Below are 24195 nucleotides of genomic sequence, written 5' to 3' on the forward strand. Positions count from 1 at the left end.
GCAGCCAGTCGAAAGACTCGGTCTGCAGGGCCAGAAGGTCAGGAACTTCGAGAGGCTCCTGGATGCGCGCAAAAGAGACGCGACGGGGACCAGCGGGTACGGCGGAGGCGTTGCGCGAGGCTGCCAACAGATGTCCTTCCGAGGGCTCGCGGCGGACTGACTACACGCACGCCAGACAACCTCGCAACGTGAGCAAGCATCGCGGGTCGTCAAAGGGCAGCGCAAAGGGGCAGTGTAGCCGAACGGCACACGCCTGTCCACTTCGCTCTCGCTGCATGCTCCACGTTGGTCGCAGCATCGCCCGTTCAGGCGGAAACGTCAAGCCCACGAGCCCGACTTTTAGCCGACTCAGGGCCCGGACGCTGGGTTTTCTCCCCTGTGTGACCGGTCGCCTACCGCCAGGCCCAAGACGATACCCGCGAACGGGGGCGGTTAACGCTCCGTCACACCAGGGGTCGAACCCATGCCGACAACCGGTGTAGCTGTGACTGGGGTACCCCTGTCACAGGCTTCGCTAAACCAGATTTTTGGTAACAATTGAAGGAAGCGGCGCGCCCGCCGGAGCTCGGGGCTCGGGGCATCGGTGGATCACGCTCGTCAGGCGGTCCCGAGCAGGGTGGACAGGTCGGCGACCAGCCAGCGTGAGCCCTGCCGCACCATGACGAGCCTGGCCCGGCTCCGCTCGAACAACTGCTGGGGCTCGGCCTGCCCGGCGATCTCCTTGACCGTACCAGTGTTCACGAAGAGCAGAATCTCGACCCGGTCGGGCGCGGCCCGCTCCACCGCGGCCGCCGTCACCGCCACGGTCCGCACCGTCTTCTCTGCCTTGGCCTTGGAGACCAGGCTCGTGGTCAGCTGCTTGTAGTGCTTGGTCAGCTCGCCGGTGGTGTGCGCGCCGGCGCGCGCCAGGTCCTTTTCGACGGTCCGGTAGTCGTACGAGAGCAGGTCGGGCGCGACCTTCCTGGCCGCGGCCATGGCCTCGGCGGCGGCCACGTCGGCGGCCCGCAGATCGTGCAGGTTGAACCACATCGTCGGCACCAGTACGCCGGCCACGAGCACCAGGACGCCCAGGAGCACGATCACGAAGGTCCTCACAGCACCTGCACCGCCTTCGAGACCAGCCAGACGCCGCCGATCTTGTCGAGCTCCATCGACCACCGGTGGTTGCGGGGCTGCGGCGGGGTGTCGGAGCCGTCCCAGCGGATCTCGACGTCCGCCACGACCAGCACCTTCGCCTTGCTGCCCGTGAGCGAGACGACTCCGGCGGCACGCAGCACGCCCTGCTGGACGACCTTGCTCTTGAGCGTGGTGGACTTGAGCTTGTCCGCCGCCGCGGCGTACTCGGCCCTGGCCGCCCCCGTGGAGGTGTCGAGGATGCGTTGCAGGTCGGTGTCGACGGTCCGGTAGTCCAGCGAGACCAGATTCTTGGCGTGGGCTCCGGCGGCCAGCATCGCGGCCTCCTTGTCGCCCGCCCTGCCCTGCTCGTCGCGTGCCTGCGCCGCGATCCACGCGCCCGAGGCGACGAGCACCGCCAGCACCCCGCTGAGCGCCGCGATGAGGATGCGTGCAGGCCGAACGCCGAGCCCCGCCACGTACGCTCACCCCTTCCCCGCCACGCCGGTCGCCGGATCATAACGCGACCGTGCCTCCAGAAGCCCCCGAATCGACCCAGGCGGTAAGGCAGGGTGGGAAACACCCCTGAAAGGCTCTCAGGCGCCCGCTGCGGGGTTCGCTCAGGCGATGCCGTGCAGGTGGGCGTTGACCAGCCTTGGGTACTCCTCGAGCCAGTTGCGGCCGCGCTCGTCCACGAACGATCCCGGCGGCGGGATCACGCCGTTGGCCGCCAGCCAGGTGCCGGGCGGCTGCTGGGTGCGGCGGATCCGGCTGCCGGTCGGCATGAGCTGCGGCGGGATCGGCGGCAGCGCGCCGGGGTCGTGCCCCATCTGGGCCTCGGCCTCCAGCTCGGAGATGTCCTTCTCCTCCGACATGCCGATCGGGCCGTGCCTCCTGGCGTTGAGGAACTGCCGCACCACCGGCTCGTCGCTCGACAGCAGCATCTCGCGGGGGCCGAACATGACCAGCTCGCGCCTGAAGAGCAGCCCGATGCTGTCCGGGACCGTGCGTGCGGTGTTGATGTCGTGCGTCACGATCAGGAACGTCGCCTCGACCTCGGCGTTGAGGTCGACGATGAGCTGGTTGAGGTACGCCGTCCGCACCGGGTCGAGGCCGGAGTCCGGCTCGTCGAACAGGATGATCTCCGGGTCCAGCACCAGTGCCCTGGCCAGCCCCGCCCGCTTGCGCATGCCGCCGGAGATCTCCCCGGGCAGTTTGCGCTCGGCGCCGAGCAGGCCGACCAGCTCCATCTTCTCCATGACGACCTGGCGGATCTGGGTCTCGGTCTTCTTGGTGTGCTCGCGCAGCGGGAAGGCGATGTTGTCGTAGAGGTTGAGCGAGCCGAACAGGGCGCCGTCCTGGAAGAGCACTCCGAAGAGCCGGCGCAGCTCGTACAGCTTGCTCTCGGTGCAGTTGGCCAGGTCGTAGCCGTCGATCCAGATGTGGCCGCGGTCGGGGCGCAGCAGGCCGACCAGCGTCTTGAGGAAGACGGACTTGCCGGTGCCGGACGGGCCGAGCAGCACCGAGATCTCACCGGCGGGCAGCGTGAGCGAGACGTCCTCCCAGATGACCTGGCGCCCGAACGACTTGGTGAGACCGTCCACGACGACTTCGACGCCCACTGGCCACCTTCCCTTGTCGAGGGGAGTACCACCGTAGTGGCTATGAGACTTCCGGTCCAGTAAGCGCCCGCAGGCTCGGGCGCAGCACCCGGGCGATCTCCTCCTGTGGTGCGTCGCGCAGCTCGTCGAGCTCCAGAAGATGGTGGCCGACCGTCAGGCCGAGCATGATCGTCGTCATCAGCGCGGCCCGCAGGCGGGCGTCGTCGCCGGGGATGGACTCCGCGAGCCGGTCGATCTGCCTGCCGAGCACCTCACGGGCGGACGCGGCGGCCTCGGGGTGGGTCAGCATGGACCGCATCATGGCCAGCGAGCCCTGCGGCAGCTCACCCATCTTCACGGTGAGGGTGCCGAGGAGGTGGTCGACCAGCTGATCGGCGTCGAGGCCGGCGTCGGGGACCGGTGTCACGCGCACGGCCTTGCGGAAGAGCTCCTCTTTGTTTCCGAAGTACTGCATGACCAGGGCCGGGTCGACCTCGGCCGCCCTGGCCACGGCCCTGATCGTGGTGCGCTCGAAGCCCATCTCCGCGAACAGCACCCTGGCCGCGTCGAGGATCTTTCCCTCGGTCCTGCGCCGCCTCTCGGCCCGGGGAAGCGGTCTCTCACTCACGCCCTGACTCTACACGCGTTGACCCATCGACTCATTTCACTCTACGCTCGTTGAGTCAACGCCTGTTGAGCGAATGGGGATTGCTCATTTCCGTCGAAGAGACCGAAGCGACCGAAGAGATCGTCACCCGCTTCCACGACGCGATGCTGCACAAGTCGGCCGACGAGCTGGCCGACCTCTACGCGGAGGACGGGCTCCACGAGTTCCCGTTCGGCGGGCTGCCGCCGTACGAGGGGCGGGAGGAGATCCGGGCGGGGTACCGGGCCTCATGGGGTGCCACGCCGGCCGAGGTCCAGGAGGTACGCAGGCTCGCGCTGCATCGCACGGAGGATCCGGAGGTCGTGGTGGTGGAGCAGGACACGCATGTCACGGTCGGAGGCCGGCCGATCAGGGTCCCCGGGCTCCTGGTGCTCCGGATCCGAAACGGCAAGATCGTCCACACACGGGACTACATGGACGCCACCGTCATCACCCAGGTCCGCACGGCGACCGGCTAGCCGAGGGCATGGCCAAGGGGTTACGACCAGGACGACGGCCCTGGATGCCGACGCCCCATGCGGCCGGCCCGTGTGTTCTCACCACCCGCCGACGAGGCCTGCGGGTTGCCCGGGGAGGGCGGAAGCACAGCGGCGACCGAAGCGGACCTGGCCGCTCCCCCGGGCCGTCCGCATGAAATCATCGCGACGGCCCAACCGGACCCTGGCGACCGAAGCCAGCGTCGCGACCCGGGCGGCTAGAGCCGGCGCAGCGACCCTCGGTCCGAGCCCCTGGTGCTCAGTAGCGCCGTGACGACGCCTGCTAGCTCCCCCGGGGGCGCAGGCACCGCAGTAGCGGGATCCGCCATGGCTGCCCCCTGGACAGAACCCACAGCGCCGGAATCAACGCAGCGGGCCCAACTGGACCCAGGTGGCCCGAAGAGGTGGCGTGGCGACGCCTGCCTGTCCCGGGCGGCGGTTCGGCGGCGCCAGGCAGGCCGGGTGGCCGCGGTGGCCGGGGGGGCCGGGGGGGCCGGGGTGGCCGGGGTGGCCGGGGTGGCCGGCAGGCCCGGAGGAGTGGGTCAGGGGGTCGTCAGGTCGAAGACGGTGGTGCCGGCGACCGTCGTGGCGGTGAAGTTCTCCTGGACCCAGGCGGCGATCCGCGCCGCGTCATCGCTGCCGCCCGTGCTGCGCCCGCCGAAGCCACCCATCCCGGCGCCCAGGAAGTAGTGGATCTTCTTCTCGGCCACGTACTGCTGGAACTGCTGAAGCGTCGGCGCGGGGTCGGTGCCGTTGAAGCCGCCCACGGCCATCACCGGCACACCACTGGCGAGCTGGTAGCCGGCCGCGTTGTTGGAGCCGACCGTCGCCGCCGCCCACGTGTAGCCGGAGGCGCCGTCCTTCAGCAGCGCGGTCAGCTCGGCGGCCGGCGCGCCGGCGTTGAGCAGCCCGCCCATGCCGCCGCGTCCCATCCCTCCGAAGCCACGCCCCTGACCCGGCGTACCTCCGCCGAACCCGGTCGCGGGCGGCCGGCCGAACGTCTGACCGCCGCCGGGCCGCGCGAAGCCACCACCGGGCCGCGCGAAGCCCCCGCCGGTGGAGGGCCCGGCTGTCGGGATGGCGCCGGTGTGCGGCGACGCGGCCGTGTCCACGGCGTACGCGGCCGGCCCGGCCAGGCACGCCGCCAGCGCGACCGCGACCACGGCGAGGACCCGCCGGGTCAGCAGCATCGCCAGCGCGGCCCCCAGCCCCGCGACCAGCACGGCGACGCCCAGCCACGGATTCCAGTCGGAGCTGCGGGACAGCAGCACGTACGACCACACGGCCGTCACGGCCGTGAGCACGCCGAGCAGCCGGCGCGCCCCGCGCTCCCACAGCACGGCGACCCCCATCCCGACCAGCACCGCGATGGCCGGAGCCAGCGCCACCGTGTAGTAGGAGTGGAAGATCCCCTGCATGAGGCTGAAGACCAGCCCCGTCACGATCAGCCAGCTCCCCCACACCCAGAGCGCGGCGCGCACCGGATCCGTACGAGGCGCCCCCCGGGTGAGCCACGTGACCGCGACCAGCAGCACCAGCGCCGCCGGCAGCAGCCACGCGATCTGCCCGCCCGCCTCGGTGTCGAACATGCGCAGCCAACCGGCCTGCTGGTTGAGGTTCCCCAGCCCGCCGTAGTCACCGCCGTTGAGCCGCCCGATGCCGTTGTAGCCGAGCGCCAGCTCCAGCACGCTGTTGGTCTGGGAGCCCCCGATGTACGGCCGCTCCGACGCGGGCACCAGCGCCACCGCCAGCAGCCACCACCCGGCCGCGGCCACCATGGCGGCCCCGGCCAGCAGCAACTGCCACACCCGCCGCCAGAACGCCACCGGCGCGGTCACCAGGTACACCAGCGTGAACCCCGGCAGCACCAGGAACGCCTGCAGCATCTTCGCCAGGAACGCGAATCCGATCGCCGCCCCGGCCAGCACCAGCCACCGGGTCGCGCCGCGTTCCTGGGCCCGTGCGACGCAATAGCCCGCGACGGTCAGCAGCAGCACCAGCAGCGCGTCAGGATTGTTGAACCGGAACATCAGCACGGCCACCGGCGTGAGCGCCATGACGGCCCCGGCCAGCAGCCCCGCCCAGGCGTTGAACAGCCTGCGCACGGAGGCGTACACCATGGCCACGGTCGCGACGCCCATCAGCGCCTGCGGGACGAGGACGGCCCACGAGTTCAGCCCGAACAGCCGCACGCTGAGCACCATCGGCCACAGCGAGGCGGGCGTCTTGTCCACGGTGATCGCGTTCGCGGCGTCGGAGGCTCCGAAGAAGAACGCCTTCCAGCTCTGGCTGCCGGCCTGCACGGCAGCCGAGTAGTACGAATTGGCCCATCCGGAGGCGTCCAGGCCCCAGATGTACAGCAGGCCAGTGCCTGTCAGCAGGGCGGCCAACGCCCAACGGGACTTAGCTTCGGTCATCACGTCAGGCACGCTAGGCAGGCATGCTCGGCGCGCGATGAGACGCGTATGAAAATCCCCTGAGCACCCCCGGACATGAGAAAAGAGGCGGCGCACCCGGCACCAGGGTGCGTCCGCCTCTTTCCGGAAGAGCGTTGAGCGTGAAATTACTTCACGGTCACGGTGGCGCCGGCGCCCTCGAGGGCAGCCTTGGCCTTCTCCGCCTGCTCCTTGTTGACCTTGCCGTCGAAGACGTTCTTCGGAGCGCCGTCCACCAGGTCCTTGGCCTCCTTGAGGCCCAGGGACGTGAGGGCGCGGATCTCCTTGATGACCTGGATCTTCTTGTCGCCGGCGGCCTCGAGGATGACGTCGAACTCGTCCTGCTCCTCAACAGCGGGGGCCTCGGCGGCAGCGGCGCCGGGGGCGGCGGCGGCAACCGCGACCGGGGCGGCGGCCTTGACGTCGAAGACCTCTTCGAACTGCTTCACGAACTCGGACAGCTCGAGGAGGGTCATCTCCTTGAACGCGTCGAGCAGCTCGTCGGTGCTGAGCTTCGCCATGATGGATTTCCTTACGTATAGGACTTGCAGAAAACTGGGAACGGGACCGCGGGTGAATGCGGCAACCCCCGTGTTACTCGCCCGCCTCTTCGCGCTTCGCGCGCAGGGCGTCGGCCAGCTGAGCCATTTGCGTGGGCAGCGCGGCGAACACCGCGGCAGCGGCGCTCTGCTTCGCCTTGAGCGCACCGGCAAGCTTCGCGAGGAGGACCTCGCGGGACTCGAGGTCGGCGAGCTTGGTGATCTCGGTGGCGTCGAGCGTCTTGCCCTCGAGGACGCCGCCCTTGATCACCAGAAGGGGATTGGCCTTGGCGAAGTCACGCAGACCCTTGGCCGCCTCGACGACGTCGCCCTTGACGAAGGCGACGGCGGTCGGGCCGATCAGCAGGTCGTCCAGACCCGTCACGCCGGCCTGGTTGGCCGCGATCTTGGTCAGGGTGTTCTTCGCCACGGCGAACTTCGCATTCTCACCGAGAGACGTGCGCAGCTCCTTGAGCTGCGCGACGGTGAGACCGCGGTACTCGGTCAGAACGGCGGCAGAGCTGCCCTCGAACTCGTTCTTGAGCTCGGCAACCGCTGTCGCCTTATCCGGCCTCGCCATGGGCCTCCTTCCAGATGTGCCGCCGGCGAAGGCCCGTGAAATGAGAACAGCCCCGGGCGCAGGGCGCACGGGGCTTCGCACACATGGATCATCCATATGGGAAACTCGCATCACACCTGCGCGGGTCGTCCACATGGCGTGGATCCTTCGGCCGCCAGGTTTTGAGCACCTGACGACGACCGGCGGTCTTCGGCAACGACCAGACTACGTCCTGGCCGCCGAGTTTCCAAATCGCTCTCAGTTGGTCGTGTTCTTGGGCAGCTCGCCGACCTGGTCCGCGGGCGGGGCCTCGATGGTCACGGGCTTGTTGTAGTCCTTGAAGAACAGGGTGGCGTCGAGCGTGCCGCCCTCCTTCTGGCCGCTCAGCGCGAGCTTGCGCGGCAGGCCGTCGGCGGCCACCCAGATGTCGAACTTGACGTCCTTGAGCTCGGCCAGGTTCGTACGGGCCTGCTCCTGCTCGTCCGGGGGCAGCAGCTGCACGGCCGCGTCTACCGGGAAGGTGCCGCTGTAGTGGGTGGTGTCCTCGCCGTTGACGCTCTCGTTGCCGGCCGACTTGACGTCCTGCGAGGCCGTGACGAGCTTCGTGACGCTGGCCAGGTCGAACTGCTGGATCTGGGCGAGGTACTGGTTCACCTGGGCGGAGTCGCCCATCTCGCTGAGCGAGACCTTGATCCACGGCTTCTGGGCGCCCACCAGGTCCTTGAGCGCGTCGACCTTCACGTAGACGGTGTCGCCCTGCAGCACGGCACGTACGCCGCCCGGCAGGCTCTTACCGCCCATGTCGACCGTGTCGAGGGTGAGGTCCACGGCCAGCTGGGGCTTGCTCTGGTAGAGCATGCGCCCCTGCACCCGGCCATCGCCCTGCTGCGGGTGCGTGGCGTTCACCACGGCGTCGACCGTGTAGCTGGTGACCTCCGCGGTCTTCTGCGCGGCCTGCGCCAGCACCTCTGAGGCCGCCAGGTTGACCTGGATGGGCTGGGCGTTCACACCACAACCGGCAACCGCGGCCACGGCTAGCGCGGCTCCGGCCGCGGCGAGACTTATCGTGCGCTTCAGCATGTCTTGACCCTACGTTTGGGATCCGCCGCCGTAGCGACTTCCCCGCACAAATAGGGGAAAACCCAGGGTTATCCCTCACTACTTCTGCACATACCCTCCACATCCCATCTGGATTCAGCGGCGGCACTCAGTGAACCCCGCCGACGAGCCCGTGAAACACCTCTCCTGCCCGCCGGTGACCACCTCGCCGGAAGGGACGCCCTGCCCAAGGCTCATCCCGTGGAGCACGCTCGCCCACGACCGGCTGATCATGCCCGCCTGACCGGCTGGACGGCACCACGCCGCCACTCGCCGCCGCAGGCGCCGAAGGCCGCGAGCCGGCCGCCGCCCCCAGCGCCCGTTGCTCGCGAGGCGGTCGGACACTGACGGGCACACGAAAAGCCCTCGCCCGAGGGCGAGGGCGAGGGCTTTCGCGAGAACGAGAGGGTCAGCTCTCCAGGTCGGCGGTGATGCCGCGGGTGACGTTGGGGTCGACCGGCACGCCGGGGCCCATCGTCGTGGAGAAGGTGACCTTCTTCAGGTAGCGGCCCTTGGCCGCCGACGGCTTGAGACGCAGCACCTCGTCCAGGGCGGCGGCGTAGTTCTCCAGGAGCTGGCGCTCGTCGAACGACGTCTTGCCGATGATGAAGTGCAGGTTGGCCTGCCGGTCGGTGCGGAACTCGATCTTGCCGCCCTTGATCTCCGTCACGGCCTTGGCGACGTCGGGCGTCACGGTGCCGGTCTTCGGGTTGGGCATGAGACCGCGCGGACCGAGCACCCGGCCCAGGCGGCCGACCTTGCCCATCAGGTCGGGCGTGGCCACCACGGCGTCGAACTCGTTGAGCCTGTTGCCCTTGGAGATCTCGTCGATCAGCTCGTCGGCGCCGACGATGTCGGCGCCCGCCTCGCGGGCCGCCTCGGCACGCTCACCGGTCGCGAAGACCAGGACCCGGGCGGTCTTGCCGGTGCCGTGCGGAAGGTTGACCGTGCCGCGCACGATCTGGTCGGCCTTGCGAGGGTCGACGCCCAGCCGCAGCGCGACCTCGACGGTGGCGTCGAACTTCGTGGTCGACGTCTCCTTGGCGAGCTTCGCGGCCTCGACGGGCGAGTAGAGCTTGTCGCGGTCGACCTTGGCGGCCGCGTCTTTGTGCGCCTTGCTGCGCTTCATTTCTTAACTCCTAGTGGTATGCGGGCCTGACGGCCCTCCCACGAACGTCTGTGGAAGGTGTTACTCGGCGATCGTGATGCCCATCGACCGGGCGGTGCCGGCGATGATCTTCTCGGCCGCCTCGATGTCGTTGGCGTTGAGGTCGGGCATCTTGGTCTCGGCGATGCTGCGCAGCTGCTCGCGGCTCAGCTTGCCGACCTTGTCGCGGTGCGGGACCGCGCTGCCCTTGTCGAGGCCGAGGGCCTTCTTGATCAGCTCGGGGGCCGGCGGCGTCTTCGTGATGAAGGTGAAGCTGCGGTCCTCGAAAATGGTGATCTCAACGGGGATGATGTTGCCCCGCTGGGCCTCCGTCGCAGCGTTGTACTGCTTGACGAAGTCCATGATGTTGACGCCGTGGGGACCGAGGGCGGTACCCACCGGCGGCGCCGGGGTGGCCTGGCCAGCGGGAAGCTGGACCTTCACCAACGCGGCGATTTTCTTCTTCGGAGGCATTTGTCCTTCTCCGGGTCCTTGATTGCGATGCCGTCCGCCTCGCGGGTTGCGGGGCCGGACATGTCGGAGGCCGCCCACCCGACAAGAAACCTGCTTCCCCAGACTGCTGCCCTACCGCTGTGCGTGGTCAAGGCCGTAGCGGCAGTCCGTTTGGCAGGTTTCTCATTGGTCGCGACAAGGCGGCCACTCCGAACGTCTAAGTGTAGGTGATCGTCCTAGATCTTGGAGACCTGGTTGAACGACAGCTCGACCGGGGTCTCGCGACCGAAGATCGAAACGAGCACCTTGAGCTTCTGCGACTCGGGGCTGATCTCGCTCACCGAGGCCGGCAGCGTGGCGAACGGGCCGTCCATGACGGTGACCGACTCGCCGATCTCGAACTCGACCGCCGGGCCGGTGGGCGCCTTGGCCGCGGCCTTCTTCGTCTCCTCGGTCGGCTCGGGCGCGAGCAGCTTGGCGACCTCGTCGAGGCTGAGCGGGCTCGGCTTGTTGGACAGGCCCACGAAGCCGGTCACGCCGGGCGTGTTGCGCACCGCGGCCCAGGACTCGTCGGTCAGCTCCATGCGCACCAGCACGTAGCCGGGCAGCACACGCTCCTTGACCGGCACCTTCTTGCCGCTCTTGAACTCCTGGACGGTGTGCGTCGGCACCTCGACCTGGTAGATGTAGTCCTCCATGTTGAGCGACACGTTGCGGCTCTCGATGTTGGACTTCACGCGGTTCTCGTAGCCGGCGTAGGAGTGGATGACGTACCACTCACCGGGCAGGCCGCGCAGCGACTGCTTGAACTCCTCGACAGGGTCGACGTCAGGAAGAGCCGAACCGTCCTCGACGGCAGCCTCGGCTTCGGCCGCCTCGTCGCTCTCCGCGACCCCGGCCTCAGCGAGAGCCGCCTCGGCGGCCTCCTCAGTGGCCTCTTCCAGCTCGTCGCCCCACTCGTCGCGGGACTCGTCCGCCGGAACTGAAGACTCGGACACGGTGACTCTTCCTCTTTCGTCGTTTCGAATGGCGACTCCGTCAACCAGGCTACCGGCCGCGTCCGGGGTCAGGATCCACCGAAGACGCGGAGGACCACCCATCCCAGGGCGCTGTCGAGCCCGTACACGATGGCAACCATGATCAGAACGAATATCAGAACGACCGTGGTGTAGGTGATGAGATCCTTGCGTGTCGGCCAGATGACCTTGCGGAGCTCGCCGACGACCTGCCGGTAGAAGAGAGCCGGTGTGGTGCGCGTCTTCTTTTCGCCACTGGGCTTGTCTGCGGTCTCGCCGCGCGTGTCGATCGCCACAGTCCTCACCTGAATTCGTCGTATCCAACGCAGTTTTGCGGCGCGCTTACACGCCTATCATTGCGCGGACCGCACTCGCAGGGCACGAGGGACTCGAACCCCCAACCGCCGGTTTTGGAGACCGGTGCGCTACCAATTGCGCCAGTGCCCTATGTCATCAACCAGACTACCCTGATCGAATCGCTGCCCGGACCGATCCGCTCGGCGACATGCGGCGGAAGGACCGGGCCAAAGCATACGGGGGAATGCCCGGTACGTCGAACCGAAACCTGATCGCCCAGGTCACGAGCGCGTGGGACGATGGAGACATGTCCACCCGACCTCGCATCTCCGCAAGAATTTCCGCGATCTCCGAGTCCGCCACGCTCGCCGTGGACGCCAAGGCGAAGGCGATGAAGGCCGCCGGACGGCCCGTCATCGGCTTCGGCGCGGGCGAGCCGGACTTCCCGACGCCCGGCTACATCGTCGAGGCCGCGATCGAGGCGGCCCGCGACCCGCGCTTCCACAAGTACACCCCGGCGGGCGGCCTTCCCGAGCTCAAGCAGGCCATCGCAGCCAAGACGCGGCGCGACTCCGGCTACGCCGCCGAGCCCGCTCAGGTGCTGGTCACCAACGGCGGCAAGCAGGCCGTCTACGAGGCGTTCGCGACGCTGCTCGACCCGGGTGACGAGGTCCTGGTCGTGGCGCCCTACTGGACGACCTACCCCGAGGCGATCAAGCTGGCCGGAGGCGTGCAGGTCGACGTCGTGACCGACGAGTCCACCGGCTACCTGGTGACCGTCGAGCAGTTGGAGGCCGCGCGCACCGAGCGTACGAAGGTGCTGCTCTTCGTCTCGCCCTCCAACCCGACGGGCGCCGTCCACTCGCGCGAGGAGACCGTGGCGATCGGCCGCTGGGCGGCCGAGCACGGCCTGTGGGTCGTCACCGACGAGATCTACGAGCATCTCGTGTACGGCGACGCCGAGTTCACCAGCATCGCCACGGCCGTCCCCGAGCTGGGCGACCGGGTCGTGATCCTCAACGGCGTGGCCAAGACCTACGCGATGACCGGCTGGCGCGTGGGCTGGATGATCGGCCCGGCCGACGTGGTCAAGGCCGCCACCAACCTGCAGTCGCACGCCACCTCCAACGTCTCCAACGTCGCGCAGATGGCGGCGCTGGCGGCGGTCTCCGGCGACCTGTCGGCGGTGGCCGAGATGCGCACGGCGTTCGACCGGCGGCGCCAGACGATGGTGCGGATGCTCAACGAGATCCCGGGCGTGTTCTGCCCCGAGCCGAAGGGGGCGTTCTACGCGTACCCGTCGGTCAAGGAGCTGATCGGCAAGGAGCTGCGGGGGCGGCGTCCCCAGTCGTCGGGCGAGCTGGCCGAGCTGATCCTGGAGGAGGCCGAGGTGGCGGTGGTGCCCGGGGAGGCGTTCGGCACGCCGGGCTACTTCCGCCTGTCGTACGCGCTGGGCGACGACGACCTGGTCGAGGGCGTCAGCCGGCTGGGCAAGCTACTGGCCGAGGCTCGCTGAGACGCCCCCTGCGATGGGCCTGATCTGGTCGGCCAGACCGGGCGTCGCGCCGATGTAGACCGCGGTGCCCGGCTGCTCCAGCCACATGAAGTTGCGCAGCCCCCTCCGCGTGGTCCAGCGCAGCGCGGGCTTCCCCTGGTACGCCGTCAGCCTGGACCTGGCGACCAGCGTGGCGAACTGCTCGGCGGTACGCACGCCGCACACCACGCCGACGTACACGTGCTCGTCGTCCCTGCGCCAGATCATGCCCTCGACGTCGAGCCGGCGGGTGAGCGAGGCCAGGTCGGCGAAGGAGCCCGCCCGGGCCAGTCCCAGGGGCATGGAGGGGAGCCAGACCTTGGTGCCGCCGCACGCGAGCGAGAGCCCCCGGCTCCTCGCCGGCTCGGGCGACGGCGGCGCGGTGCCGGAGGAGTCGGAGGTGTCGGAGGCGGCGGTCGAGCCGGTGGGGTCGGCGGGGGCGGGTGTCCGCACGCCGTCGCCACCGGTGCAGCCGGTGAGCGCGCACAGGAGGAGCACCGCCGCAAGACGCCGCATGGACCCCCCATGACGTGTGTGGATACCTCGGGAAGGGGTCCTAGTCTCCTACAGGAGCCTGAACGGAGGCGGCAACTGCGACCAGTTCCTTGCCGAGGGATTCACTGACCCTGATCCACGCCCCCGTGCCCACACGTTCCAGCCAGGCGATCACACGGCCGCCGTCAGGGTGCCTGCCGACCACGGCGGGCTTGCCGCGCACGGTGGTGGCGCGGGCGTCCAGCACGGTGATCCGCGCGCGGTAGCTCTGCCAGTCGGCGGCCACGCTGCCGTGCTCGACCTGCGCCTCCACGAACCTGCCCGCGGAGCCGAACCTGGCCCAGCCGGCCTCGACGCCCGGCTCGGACTCGATCACCCCGCCTCCGATGCGCTCGAGCCCTCCGGGCAGGTACGCGAGCCAGAAATCGTCGGAGACGACCGCGAGGCCGGCCTCGGAGGTCGAGATGCGGCCGGCGACGCTCGCGCCTTTCGTCGCCGGTGTGGGGGTGACCACGGCGACGGGCTCGGGCGGCTCCTCGACGGGCCGTGGGATGCGCCCGAACCCGGACGAGAACAGTGCGTAGATGACGAGGGCCGTCACCGCGAACGCCAGTGTCGCGAGCGCCGCGCGCCATCCCCGTCCACTTCCGCGCCCCTCAGGGATCATGCCGGGTAGATCCCCGGTCAAGTCCCATCCATCACCTGGTCGCCCGGATGCCTTCCGCGATCTTCTTCAGCTCGGCGACCGCGTCGACCTTCTGAGCGTAGTGGCGCTCCATGCGGATCTGTACGGCCAACCCGTCACGCGGCTCCCAGACGATCGTGGGCGTGCCGGAGTCGGAGCCGATGGGCACGATCTCGTCATCGCGGTAAAGGTAGGCCAGCTTCGCCTTCCTGCCGCCGACGTCCACGACCGTGGCGCCCTTGCCGGGCATGGTGGCGAGGAGCTGCGGCGCCGACTCGCCGTGCGCCACGAACACCTGGACGTCATAGCCGCCCTGCATGGTGCCCGGCTCGTCGAAGCTGGTGGTGTAGCTCTTCCCGGGGCCGATCACCTTGTCGGCGGACCACTTGCCCCATACGAGCCCGTCGGGCAGGTAGCCGAGGCGGATGCCGCCGAACTCGCGCCCGTCGCCCAGATCGCCCAGGGCCTGCGGATCGGGACTGGGTGTGAGCCCCGGGTCCAGCCTGACGACGGTGCCCGCGGCGATCTGCTGCCCGGCGGCCGGCTCCTGCATCGTCACGACGCTCCTCGCCAGGTCACCCTCCGGCTCGACGAGCTCCATGCCGCCCTCGTACATGACCGCCCTCAGCGCGGACTCGCGCAGGATCCTCGTCGCCTCGGCGACGGTCATGCCCACCACGTTCGGCACGATCACGTCGTCTGTGACGACGGCGCTGCTCTGCCGGCCGGCGGCGTCCCCACCGCCTGCGGGCAGGGCAGGACCCAGCGCCACCGGCACGGCCACCGCCACCGCCGCCGTCACGAGCGCGGCACCCGCCATGCGCAGCCTGAGCACGCGGGTGCGGTGCCGGCGTCGTACGGCGCGGCCCAGGTCGGGTGGGATCTCCGCACCGGCCACATGCTCCGCCATGGCGTCCGCGAGCTGGTCCTCGATCTTCATCTGGCCACTTCCTCTGCGACGGTCATGTTTGCGCGGATCCTGGCGAGCCCCCGTGCCGCCTGGCTCTTCACCGACCCGACCGAGCAGCCGAGCAGCGCGGCCGTGGCGGTCTCCGACTGGTCCTCCCAGTAGCGCAGGACCAGCACGGCCCGCATCTTGGGGGGCAATCTGCGTAATTCCCTGATGAGCGTGTCGCGCAGATCCAGGTCGGGAGGGTCGGCGGCGGTCTCGGGCGGCCGGGCGAAGGAGATCTCCCTGATGATCTTCCGCCGTCGCGCCAGGCTGATGGCGGCGTTCAGGACGATCTTCTTCGCGTACGCCTCGGGGTTGTCGTGCCTGATCCGCGGCCAGTGCCGGTAGACCTTCTCCAGCGCGTGCTGGACCAGGTCCTCGGAGTCGTGTCTGGTCGCTCCGCAGACCAGGATCGCGGTACGCAGCAGCGAGGTGCCGCGCGCGGCGAGGAACTCGTCGAAAGCCGCTTCGTCGTCTTCTGTCATGAGCGAGGATCCCCTTTCGCCCTCCCCAACGCGCGAACCCGTCCCCAGGTTGAGTGGCAAGATAAGCAAATGCCCAGGCCCCTACATGCGCTGCCGAAAGCCCATCTCCACCTGCACTTCACCGGCTCGATGCGGCACGCCACGCTCATCGAGCTGGCCAGGGAGCAGGGGCTGCATCTGCCCGACGCGCTCGAAGAGGACTGGCCGCCCAAGCTGCGGGCCACCGACGAGCGCGGCTGGTTCAGGTTCCAGCGGCTGTACGACATCGCCAGGTCCGTGCTCACCAAGTCGGAGCACGTCTACCGGCTGCTGCGCGAGACGGCCGAGGACGAGGCGGCGGCCGGGTCGCGGTGGCTGGAGATCCAGGTGGACCCCTCGGGCTACGCGCAGCGCTTCGGCGGCCTGACGGCCACGCTGGAGCTGGTGCTGGACGCCGTACGCCAGGCGAGCGCGCACGCCGGCGTCGGGATCGCGGTCGTCGTGGCGGCCAACAGGACCCGGCACCCGCTGGACGCCAACACCCTCGCCAGGCTGGCCACCCAGTACGTCGGCCACGGCGTCGTCGGGTTCGGGCTGTCCAACGACGAGCGGCGGGGCCAGGCGCGCGACTTCGAGCGCGCGTTCAGGATCGCCAAGCGGGGCGGGCTGCTGTCCGTGCCGCACGGGGGCGAGCTGATGGGGCCGCGCAGCGTGGCGCAGTGCGTGGACGACCTGGGGGCGGACCGGGTCGGGCACGGCGTGCGGGCGGCCGAGGACGAGCGGCTGATGCACCGGCTGGCCGACCGGCAGATCTGCTGCGAGGTCTGCCCGACCTCCAACGTGGGGCTGGGGGTGGCCGAGCGGGCCGCCGACGTGCCGGTGCGGCGGCTGTTCGACGCGGGGGTGCCGATCGCGCTGGGGGCCGACGACCCGCTGCTGTTCGGCACGCGGCTGCTGCGGCAGTACGAGCTGGCCAGGGAGGTCTACGGCTTCAGCGACGCGGAGGTGGCCGAGCTGGCGCGGCAGTCCGTACGCTCGTCGGCGGCCCCGGAGTCCGTGCGCAAGGAGCTGCTCAAGGGCGTGGACGACTGGCTGTCGGGCTCACTCGAGTGACTCGGCGATCCTGATGGCCTCCTCCTTGGTGCGCACGCCCTCCAGGCGGTAAGTGATCCCGTTCTGCTGCCAGATGAGGGTGGCGGCCGCCTGTCGCAGCGGAACGACGGAGCCGTCCACGCGCTTGATGTAGCCCAGGGGGTGCTCGCCGGGGAGCCACAACGCCTGGTACGGGCCCACCTTGACGAAGTCGGGGAACGGCGGGCCCGCCTTCTTGAAGAAGTACGGGTCCATGGTGCCCTCGAACTGGTCGAGCCTGATGCCGTCCGGCCAGAAGATCGACACCAGCCTGCCGCCGTCGGCGACGGACGTGCGCTGTGGGGGGCCGAGGCGGGACGGTGTCCTGACCTGGAATCCCGCCCGGCTCGGGACCTCCGACGGGGGCACGGTCCGCTCGCCCGGCAGTGGGGCCGTGGTGGTGACCGGCGGGGGCGGGGCAGCGCCGATCTCGAGCTCGATGCCGGCGAAACGCAGGATCCTCGCGACCGCCGCCCGGCCCTGGGGCGTGGCGGCCGTGATCGCGATGACGACGATGACGACGGCCGTCACGACCTTCCACCGCCTCCGCCGCCCGGGCGGCCGCCGCCGATCCTCCCCCCGCCTCGGCCGGCGGCTGTGCGGCCTTATGGGCGTGGCAGGGGGCCCATGAGCAGGATCGGGCCCTCCGCCGGGATCCTGGGGCTCTCCAGCGGCCTCTTCACCGGCGCCGGCACCCTCCCCGCCGGGAGCGGGCGCGGCGTCGGGGGTGGATTCGAGGCGGGCGCGGACGGCGGCGGCCACGTCGGACGGAGGTGGCGTGGGGACGTCCAGGAGGTCGCCGAGGGCGAGCAGCTCGGCCTCCAGCTCGTCGAAAGGCTCACGCGAGCTCATTGCCCACCTCCTCCCTCAACCGGGCCAGCCCACGGTGGGTGCTGGACTTGACGGTGCCGACCGGCCAGTCGAGCACCTGCGCCGTCTCCGCCTCCGTCAGCTGTAAGAAGTACCGGCACACGACGGCCTGGCGTTCCCGCTCGGGCAGCCCGCGCACCGCCGCCAGCAGCCGGGCGCGCCGGTCGGTGGCCACGGCCTCGCCCTCGGGGTCGTCGGGAGCCCGTACGTCGGCCGTGGCGCCGAGGCGTAAGGCCAGCTCGGCGCGCCGCCCACGCGACCGGGTCAGATTGTGCGTCTCGTTCGCCACGATACGCAGCAGCCAGGGCCGGAACGGCGCGTCCCGGCGGAAGCCGGGCAGGTGGCGGAAGGCTTTGACGAACGCCTCCTGCACCACGTCCTCGGCTTCGTCCCCCGCACCCAGCATGTACGCGGTACGGTGGGCGAGCGCGCTGTAGCGCGCGACCAGCGCCTCATAGGCAGCGAGGTCGCCGTCGAGCGAGCGCGCGATCGCCTCATCGTCGTCCATGGCGAGTCAGATTCCACCGCACCAGGGGCCCCGCGGGGAAGGGTGTGAGGCAGATCGCGTGACCCTCGTCGCTGACTTGGGCATTAGACTCGGGCAATCCATGAGCCCCCGAGAAGGAACGAACGGGACTATGTCTTCTGGGTATGACCGTGTAGTACAACCGGCGGCCGGTGATGAGGCCCTGGAGAACCACCTAGGTGGGGACGAGGCCAAGAACTATCGGCAGTACGAGTTCGACATGGTCGCCCCGCATGTCGGCCGCTCGATGCTGGAGATCGGCTCGGGGCTGGGCCACTTCGCCGAGCAGTTCCTGCCCCGGCTCGACCGGCTCGTCGTCAGCGACTTCGACCCCTACTGCGTCGAGCAGCTGGAAAAGCGCTTCGACGGCCGTGACGACATCGACGTCCTGCAGTTCGGGCTGCCGACCGACATCCCGCTCGAGGACAAGGTCGACACCGTCGTCATGATGAACGTCCTGGAGCACATCGAGGACGACGCCGAGGCGCTGCGCTCGCTGGCCCGCGTCACGCTGCCCGGCGGCCGGATCATCATCTGGGTGCCCGGCTACATGCAGCTCTACGGCGACTTCGACCGCAAGGTGGGCCACGTCCAGCGCTACACGCCGAAGACGCTGGCCACGACGGTCGCCAAGGCGGGCCTGGACATCGAGGTGCTCAAGCCGATCAACTTCCTGGGCGGCATCGCCTGGTGGTTGGCGGTGCGCCGGGGCGGCGTCGGCTACCCCGACCCGCGGCTGGTCAAGATCTACGACCGAACGGTGGTCCCGCTGACCCGCCTGATCGAGCGGTTCGTGCGGCCTCCGTTCGGCCAGACGGTGTTCTGCGTGGCGCGGGTGCCGCAGAAGAAGCAGTAGAAAAGGGGGGGAGGCCGGTGGGCCTCCCCCCTTTTCCTCGTCTCACTTGATGGAGCCTGCGGTCAGGCCGCCGACCACCTTCCGCTCGATCAAGGCGAACAGGATGATCACCGGGATGGTGGCGATCACGGACCCGGCGAACAGGTTCTGCCAGTCCACCTGGTATTGCCCGATGAACGAGTTCAGCGCCACCGTGAGCGGCTGGTTCTCGGGCGTCGTGGTCAGCGTCAGCGCGACCACGAACTCGTTCCACGCCGCGATGAACGTGAAGATCAACGCGGTGATGACGCCCGGCATCGCCAGCGGCAACGTGATCCTGAACAGCGCCCCGAATCGCCCGTTCCCGTCGATGAACGCGGCCTCCTCCAGCTCGCGCGGGATCGAGGCGAAGTACGCGTTCAAAATCCACACCGCGAACGCCAGGTTGAACCCGCCGTTGACCAGGATCAGCGACCAGGTCGAATCCACCAGCCCGAACTGGTAGAACTCGCGGTAGATGCCGACCAGCATGGCCGTGGGCTGGAACATCTGAGTGATCAGCACCAGGATCAGGAAGGCCGTACGCCCCCGGAAGTTGTGCCTGGCCGAGTAGTACGCCGCCGGCAGCGCCACCAGCAGCACCAGGATCGTCGACCCGGCGGCCACCTTGATCGTGACCCAGAGGTTGCCGGCCAGTCCGCTGGTCCAGAAGTTGGTGAGGTTCGACCACACCCACTCCTCGGGCCAGAACGTGACGTCACGCAGCGAGTCCTGAGCCCGCAGCGAGGTGAGCAACATCACGATGTACGGGAACAGGAAGACGAACGCGATGACGTACGCGGCGGCCGCGATGATCACGGTCTTGAGCTGGGGCATGCGGCGCGGGGCGGCTCCCCGAGGCCGGGCGTGATGGTGCGGCCTGGCCTGCGTCGGCAGAGTCTTGACGGCCATCACGCCACCTCCTTGTTCCACCGCGAGACCCGCAGGAAGATCACGGTCAGTACGATCACCATGCCGAAGTTGACGACGGACATGGCGGCGGATTCACCGATGTCGGAGCCCTTGAGGATGAACATGAGGATCGTCGAGGTGGCCGTGGAGTAGCCGGGCTGCCCGTGGGTCATCGCCCAGATGATCGGGAAGCTGTTGAAGACGTTCATCACGTTGATCAGGGCCGCCACGGTGAGCGCGGGGCGCAGCAGCGGCAGCGTGATCGACCAGTACGTACGGAATCGTCCGGCCCCGTCCATCCTGGCCGCCTCGTAGACGTCGGCGGGGATCGTCGCCAGCCCGGCCAGCAGCGCGTACGTGGTGAACGGCACCGACACGAAGACGGCCACGAACACCAGCCACGGCATCGCCGTTGAGGCGTCGCCGAGCTGGTCGGCGGCCGCCCCGCCCATGGCGTCGATCAGCCCGAGCTTCAACCGGATCTGGTTGATCACGCCGACCTCGGGGTCGAGCATCCACTTGAAGATGATCGCCGTCATCAGCACCGAGGCCGCCCACGGCGCGATCAGCGCCCAGCGGGCGACCTTGCGCAGCGGGAACTGCTGGTTGAACAGCTGGGCCAGAGCCAGCGAGATCAGCACGGTGAGCGCGACGACCGCGACCACCCAGATCACGCTGCGGACCATGATGTCGGCGAAGTCCTTCTCGCCGAAGAGCTTCTCGTAGTTCGCCAGCCCGTTGCCGCCCTGGACCACGCCGAATCGGCTGATCTTGAGGAACGACGACCTGATCATCTCGATCACGGGCCAGAGCACGACCACCGCGATCAGCACGACGGCCGGGCCGACCCAGGCGAGGGGCTCGAGGGCGCGCAACCTTTTCATGCAAAGCCTTCCAGGAGAGTGCGGCCCGGTGCCCCGTCACGAGGCGCCGGGCCGTACACGATCAGCTAGCCGACTCGGCGACCTTCTGCAGCTCGCCGAGGACCTTGGCCGGGTCCTCCTTGACGGCGCCGCCGATGGTCTGCTTGATGGCCGGGTTCACCGTGGCCCACTTGGGGTCCTGGAAGGGGTAGAAGCTGGCGTTCGGCAGGGCGTCCAGGAACGGCTTGAGGTTCTCGTCGCTCGACAGCTTCTGGATGCCGCCGTTGGTGACGGGCAGCAGCTTGTAGGTGTCGGAGATCTTCTGCGCGGCGGAGCCGGTGTAGAAGAAGTCGAAGAACTTCTTGATCTCGGCGGCGTGGCCGTTCTTGTTGAACGCCATGATCCAGTCCATGACGCCGAGCGTGGTGTCGAGCGGGCCGCTCTTGCCGGGGATGGGCGCGACGCCGTACTTGCCCTTCAGACCGGCCGCGTCGAAGATCGGGATCGACATGGGGCCGCCGTTGACCATGCCGACCTTGCCGGCGCCGAAGTCCTCCCAGACCGTCTTGCGGTCCTTGGTGCCCGGGTTGGGGGTGGTCAGGCCCGCGTCGACCAGGCCCTTGACGTACTGGAACGTCTCGACGTTCTGCGGTGAGTTGATCGCCCACTTGCCGGAGGCGTCCTTGTAGCCGCCGCCGTTGCCCAGCATCCACAGGAACGACTCGGCCTGGGCCTCCTCCTGGCCGAGCGGCAGGCCGAACGGCTGCGTCACGCCGGCCGCCTTCAGCTTCTCGGCCGCGGCCTTGAGCTCGTCCCAGGTCTTCGGCGGCTCGGCGATGCCGGCCTTCTGGAACAGGTCCTTGTTGTAGAAGAGGGCGCGGGCGGAGGAGACGAACGGGATGCCGTACGCGGTCCCGTCGACCTTGCCGAACTCGGCGAACTTCTGCAGCATGTCGCCGGAGACGTTCGGGGACAGGACCTCGTCGACCTTGTAGAGCAGCCCGTCCTTGACGAAGCCGGAGTAGTCGCCGGTCTGCAGGATGTCGGGCACCTGGCCGTTCTGGACCATGGTGGCGACCTGCTTGTCGATGTCGTTCCAGTTGATGACCTGGACGTCGACCTTGATGTTCGGGTTGGCCGCCTGGAACTCGTCCACGACGCCCTTCCAGAACGTCTCGCCCGAGTTCGGCTTGCCGGGTCCGTCGCCGTAGTCCGCGGCGACCATCTTGAGCGTGACCGTGCCGTCGCCCGAGGCCTGGGTGCCGCCACCGGACCCGCCGGAACCACAGCTGGACAGGACCAGCACCGAGGCAAGGCCGAGAGCGGCGCCGCCCACAAGCTTCATGTTCACTGGAGATACCGCCTTCTCGTCGGACGGGTGACGCTGGTCCGTACCAGCCACCGGACCCCGCCCTGGGGGGATGGGCACGCGCGAGGCGGAGCTCTACGCGTTTGCGTCAGCGTAAGCCCGCGTTAAGGAGCCGGTCTATACCGGCTTGTCTCGATTTGGAAACAAACTTGCCAGAAAGGGCGCACAACCGGTCTAGACCGGATGTCAGAGGATCTTTCTCCGGACGCTCTCCCCGCCCTCGGGCGCGCCGATCCACGGCCCCTCGATGGACGGGTCGAGGATGCCCTCCTCGACGAAGCCGTAGCGACCCTCCAGCACGTAGCCGGCCAGCCGCGCGTCCTGGGCGTCGCTGTTGTCCCAGAGCCGGTCGAACAGCGCGTCCACGCGGAGCCGCGCCTGGTGGCAGAAGGTGTCGGCCAGCTCGTACGGCCGCCGCCCCAGATCCTTGGAATCCTCCTCGGCCTTGACGCAGGCGGCCGTCATGGCGAACAACTCCGCCCCGATGTCCACGATCCGGCCCAGGAAGGACTGCTTGTGCTCCAGTCTGCCCTGCCAGCGGGACATGCCGTAGAAGGTGGACCGGGCCAGCTTCCTGCTGGTCCGCTCCACGAAGCGCAGGTGCGCGGCCAGCGGGCCGAACTCGGCGTACGCGGTGGGCAGGTTGCCGGTGCCGGCCACCAGCGTGGGCAGCCATTTGGCGTAGAAGCGGCTGGCGCGCTTGAGCGCCTGGGTGCGCTCGTGACGGGAGGCCTCCGGGTTGATCAGCTCTCCGGCGGCCGACAGGTGCGCGTCCACCGCCTCCCTCGTGATCATCAGACGCATGATCTCGGAGGAGCCCTCGAAGATGCGGTTGATGCGGGAGTCGCGCAGCATCTGCTCGGCGGGCACGCCGCGCTCGCCGCGGGCGGCCAGCGACTCTGCGGTCTCGTAGCCGCGCCCGCCCCTGATCTGGACCAGTTCGTCGAGCGCCCGGTACGACAGCTCCGTCGCGTACAGCTTGGCCAGCGCCGCCTCGATCCTGATGTCGTTGCGCTTGTCGTCGGCCAGGCGGCTGGTGAGCTCCATGACGGCCTCCAGCGCGTACGCCGTGGCCGCGATGAAGGCGATCTTCGTGGCCACGGCCTCGTGCCGGCCGATCTTGTGCCCCCACTGCACGCGGGCGTTGGCCCACTCGCGGGCGACCTTCAGCGCCCACTTGGCGTTGCCCGCGCAGACGGCGGGGAGCGACAGGCGGCCGGTGTTGAGGGTGGTCAGGGCAATCCTGAGCCCTTCGCCCTCCTTCCCGATCATGTTCTTGGCGGGCACCCTGACCTGGGAGAACTCGGTGACGCCGTTCTCGATGCCGCGCAGCCCCATGAAGCCGTTGCGGCGCTTGACCGTGATGCCCGGCGAGTCGCCCTCGACCACGAAAGCGCTGATCTTCTTGCCGGTCCTGGCCATGACGACGAGCAGGTCGGCGACGACGCCGTTCGTCGTCCACAACTTCACGCCGTCGATCACGTAGTCGTCGCCGTCGCGGACGGCGGTGGTGGACAGCCGGGCCGGGTCGGAGCCGACGTCCGGCTCAGTCAGGAGAAACGCCGAAATTTCGCCCGCCGCGCACCTTGGCAGGAATTCTCGCTTCTGTTCCTCGGTGCCGAAGAGCTTCAGCGGCTGCGGCACCCCGATCGACTGGTGCGCCGACAGCAGCGTGGCCAGTGCCGGGCAGTACGAGCCGACCAGCATGAGGGCGCGGCAGTAGTACAGGTACGGCAGGCCGAGCCCGCCGTACTCCTCGCCGATCGTGATCCCGAATGCGCCCAGCGCTGCCAGCCCCTTGACCACCTCGTCCGGAATCTGCCCGGTCCGCTCGATGAGCGCCGGGTCGACGTGCGCGTCGAGGTAACGGCGCACCGCGCGGACGAACTCCTCGCCGCGCTTGGTGTCCTCGTCGGGCAGCGTGGGCGCCGGATACACCAGATCCAGCCGGAAGTCGCCGAGGAACAGCTGCTTGCCGAAGCTCGGCAGCCGCCACTCCTTCTCGCGGGCCTGCTCACCAACTGCCCTGGACTCCGCGTACTTGGCGTGCTCGGTCATAGCACCCTCCCGACGTTGCGCCGTCCCGTGCTATGTGTAGTGCCCGCCTGACGGCGTCCTT

Annotated in this window: 26 protein-coding genes and 1 tRNA gene; 4 read left to right on the plus strand and 23 right to left on the minus strand. The window is 69.1% G+C overall.

The window, feature by feature from the left end; all coding sequences use genetic code 11:
- Nucleotides 1-597 precede the first annotated feature (597 nt).
- The 4 genes from ID574_RS54505 to ID574_RS54520 all read right to left on the minus strand — a co-directional run bounded on the left by ID574_RS54505 (nt 598) and on the right by ID574_RS54520 (nt 3342).
- The gene (locus ID574_RS54505) at nt 598-1095 is read right to left on the minus strand and encodes a hypothetical protein (protein WP_223168083.1); all 498 of its coding nucleotides are present in this window, start codon (nt 1093-1095) and stop codon (nt 598-600) included.
- A complete protein-coding gene (locus ID574_RS54510; protein WP_188196985.1) occupies nt 1092-1592 on the minus strand; it encodes a hypothetical protein in 501 nt (166 codons plus the stop codon). Before ID574_RS54510 ends, ID574_RS54505 begins: the two co-directional genes overlap by 4 nt.
- A gap of 141 nt (nt 1593-1733) precedes the next feature.
- The gene (locus ID574_RS54515; protein ID WP_188196986.1) at nt 1734-2735 is read right to left on the minus strand and encodes an ABC transporter ATP-binding protein; all 1002 of its coding nucleotides are present in this window, start codon (nt 2733-2735) and stop codon (nt 1734-1736) included.
- A gap of 40 nt (nt 2736-2775) precedes the next feature.
- A complete protein-coding gene (locus ID574_RS54520; RefSeq protein ID WP_223168084.1) occupies nt 2776-3342 on the minus strand; it encodes a TetR/AcrR family transcriptional regulator in 567 nt (188 codons plus the stop codon).
- A gap of 50 nt (nt 3343-3392) precedes the next feature.
- Between ID574_RS54520 and ID574_RS54525 the strand changes: the two genes are divergently transcribed.
- Nucleotides 3393-3839 carry a nuclear transport factor 2 family protein gene (locus ID574_RS54525; protein ID WP_223168085.1) on the plus strand — a complete coding sequence of 149 codons (447 nt, stop codon included), beginning with the start codon at nt 3393-3395 and terminating at the stop codon, nt 3837-3839.
- 560 nt (nt 3840-4399) lie between these two features.
- Here ID574_RS54525 and ID574_RS54530 read toward each other — a convergent pair.
- From ID574_RS54530 to ID574_RS54570, 9 genes are all read right to left on the minus strand, one after another.
- The gene (locus ID574_RS54530) at nt 4400-6274 is read right to left on the minus strand and encodes a mannosyltransferase YkcB-related protein (RefSeq protein ID WP_188197060.1); all 1875 of its coding nucleotides are present in this window, start codon (nt 6272-6274) and stop codon (nt 4400-4402) included.
- Between the two features lie 146 nt (nt 6275-6420).
- Entirely contained in the window at nt 6421-6813 is a 393-nt protein-coding gene (rplL, locus tag ID574_RS54535) for a 50S ribosomal protein L7/L12 (protein ID WP_188196987.1), read from the minus strand.
- 73 nt (nt 6814-6886) lie between these two features.
- Nucleotides 6887-7411: a 50S ribosomal protein L10 gene (rplJ, locus tag ID574_RS54540; protein WP_188196988.1), complete on the minus strand. Its 525-nt coding sequence runs from the start codon at nt 7409-7411 to the stop codon at nt 6887-6889.
- Between the two features lie 237 nt (nt 7412-7648).
- On the minus strand, nt 7649-8470 hold the full coding sequence (locus ID574_RS54545; RefSeq protein ID WP_223168086.1) for an SCO4651 family lipoprotein: 822 nt from the start codon (nt 8468-8470) through the stop codon (nt 7649-7651).
- Between the two features lie 427 nt (nt 8471-8897).
- Nucleotides 8898-9617, minus strand: a complete 720-nt coding sequence (rplA, locus tag ID574_RS54550; protein ID WP_188196989.1) for a 50S ribosomal protein L1 — start codon at nt 9615-9617, stop codon at nt 8898-8900.
- Between the two features lie 60 nt (nt 9618-9677).
- On the minus strand, nt 9678-10109 hold the full coding sequence (gene rplK / locus ID574_RS54555) for a 50S ribosomal protein L11 (protein ID WP_188196990.1): 432 nt from the start codon (nt 10107-10109) through the stop codon (nt 9678-9680).
- A gap of 215 nt (nt 10110-10324) precedes the next feature.
- On the minus strand, nt 10325-11086 hold the full coding sequence (gene nusG, locus ID574_RS54560; protein WP_188196991.1) for a transcription termination/antitermination protein NusG: 762 nt from the start codon (nt 11084-11086) through the stop codon (nt 10325-10327).
- Nucleotides 11087-11154: 68 nt separating this feature from the next.
- Nucleotides 11155-11400 (minus strand): preprotein translocase subunit SecE, encoded by a 246-nt coding sequence (gene secE / locus ID574_RS54565; protein ID WP_188196992.1) that lies wholly within the window; start codon nt 11398-11400, stop codon nt 11155-11157.
- 78 nt (nt 11401-11478) lie between these two features.
- Nucleotides 11479-11551: transfer RNA gene (locus ID574_RS54570), tRNA-Trp, on the minus strand.
- Nucleotides 11552-11708: 157 nt separating this feature from the next.
- Between ID574_RS54570 and ID574_RS54575 the strand changes: the two genes are divergently transcribed.
- Nucleotides 11709-12917: a pyridoxal phosphate-dependent aminotransferase gene (locus ID574_RS54575; protein ID WP_188196993.1), complete on the plus strand. Its 1209-nt coding sequence runs from the start codon at nt 11709-11711 to the stop codon at nt 12915-12917.
- Here ID574_RS54575 and ID574_RS54580 read toward each other — a convergent pair.
- From ID574_RS54580 to ID574_RS54595, 4 genes are read right to left on the minus strand one after another with little or no spacing between them, the layout of a single operon-like run.
- A complete protein-coding gene (locus ID574_RS54580) occupies nt 12897-13451 on the minus strand; it encodes a hypothetical protein (protein WP_188196994.1) in 555 nt (184 codons plus the stop codon). The genes ID574_RS54575 and ID574_RS54580 overlap by 21 nt on opposite strands.
- Nucleotides 13452-13491: 40 nt before the next feature.
- Nucleotides 13492-14118, minus strand: coding sequence for a hypothetical protein (locus ID574_RS54585; RefSeq protein ID WP_188196995.1), 627 nt, complete (start codon nt 14116-14118; stop codon nt 13492-13494).
- Between the two features lie 10 nt (nt 14119-14128).
- Complete coding sequence (locus ID574_RS54590; protein WP_188196996.1) at nt 14129-15055, minus strand: PASTA domain-containing protein; 927 nt, start codon at nt 15053-15055, stop codon at nt 14129-14131.
- On the minus strand, nt 15052-15552 hold the full coding sequence (locus tag ID574_RS54595; protein WP_188196997.1) for a SigE family RNA polymerase sigma factor: 501 nt from the start codon (nt 15550-15552) through the stop codon (nt 15052-15054). The genes ID574_RS54590 and ID574_RS54595 overlap by 4 nt, the downstream gene beginning before the upstream one ends.
- 69 nt (nt 15553-15621) lie before the next feature.
- On the opposite strand from ID574_RS54595, the gene ID574_RS54600 reads away from it, so the two are divergent.
- The gene (locus ID574_RS54600) at nt 15622-16644 is read left to right on the plus strand and encodes an adenosine deaminase (protein WP_188196998.1); all 1023 of its coding nucleotides are present in this window, start codon (nt 15622-15624) and stop codon (nt 16642-16644) included.
- Here ID574_RS54600 and ID574_RS54605 read toward each other — a convergent pair.
- Both ID574_RS54605 and ID574_RS54610 read right to left on the minus strand, forming a co-directional pair.
- Nucleotides 16633-17514, minus strand: a complete 882-nt coding sequence (locus tag ID574_RS54605; RefSeq protein ID WP_188196999.1) for a hypothetical protein — start codon at nt 17512-17514, stop codon at nt 16633-16635. The two genes, ID574_RS54600 and ID574_RS54605, sit on opposite strands and share 12 nt — an antisense overlap.
- Nucleotides 17501-18040: an RNA polymerase sigma factor gene (locus ID574_RS54610; RefSeq protein WP_188197000.1), complete on the minus strand. Its 540-nt coding sequence runs from the start codon at nt 18038-18040 to the stop codon at nt 17501-17503. The genes ID574_RS54605 and ID574_RS54610 overlap by 14 nt, the downstream gene beginning before the upstream one ends.
- 130 nt (nt 18041-18170) lie before the next feature.
- Between ID574_RS54610 and ID574_RS54615 the strand changes: the two genes are divergently transcribed.
- Nucleotides 18171-18914, plus strand: coding sequence for a class I SAM-dependent methyltransferase (locus ID574_RS54615; protein ID WP_188197001.1), 744 nt, complete (start codon nt 18171-18173; stop codon nt 18912-18914).
- A gap of 42 nt (nt 18915-18956) precedes the next feature.
- On the opposite strand, the gene ID574_RS54620 is transcribed toward ID574_RS54615, so the two are convergent.
- The 4 genes from ID574_RS54620 to ID574_RS54635 form a co-directional block, all read right to left on the minus strand.
- Nucleotides 18957-19844: a carbohydrate ABC transporter permease gene (locus ID574_RS54620; protein ID WP_223168087.1), complete on the minus strand. Its 888-nt coding sequence runs from the start codon at nt 19842-19844 to the stop codon at nt 18957-18959.
- Complete coding sequence (locus tag ID574_RS54625; protein WP_223168088.1) at nt 19844-20728, minus strand: carbohydrate ABC transporter permease; 885 nt, start codon at nt 20726-20728, stop codon at nt 19844-19846. Before ID574_RS54625 ends, ID574_RS54620 begins: the two co-directional genes overlap by 1 nt.
- 61 nt (nt 20729-20789) lie before the next feature.
- Entirely contained in the window at nt 20790-22052 is a 1263-nt protein-coding gene (locus tag ID574_RS54630) for an extracellular solute-binding protein (protein WP_188197064.1), read from the minus strand.
- A gap of 210 nt (nt 22053-22262) precedes the next feature.
- Nucleotides 22263-24134, minus strand: coding sequence for an acyl-CoA dehydrogenase family protein (locus tag ID574_RS54635; protein WP_188197002.1), 1872 nt, complete (start codon nt 24132-24134; stop codon nt 22263-22265).
- Nucleotides 24135-24195: the final 61 nt, after the last annotated feature.

The organism is Nonomuraea sp. SYSU D8015 (assembly GCF_008065375.1).
Lineage (GTDB): Bacteria > Actinomycetota > Actinomycetes > Streptosporangiales > Streptosporangiaceae > Nonomuraea.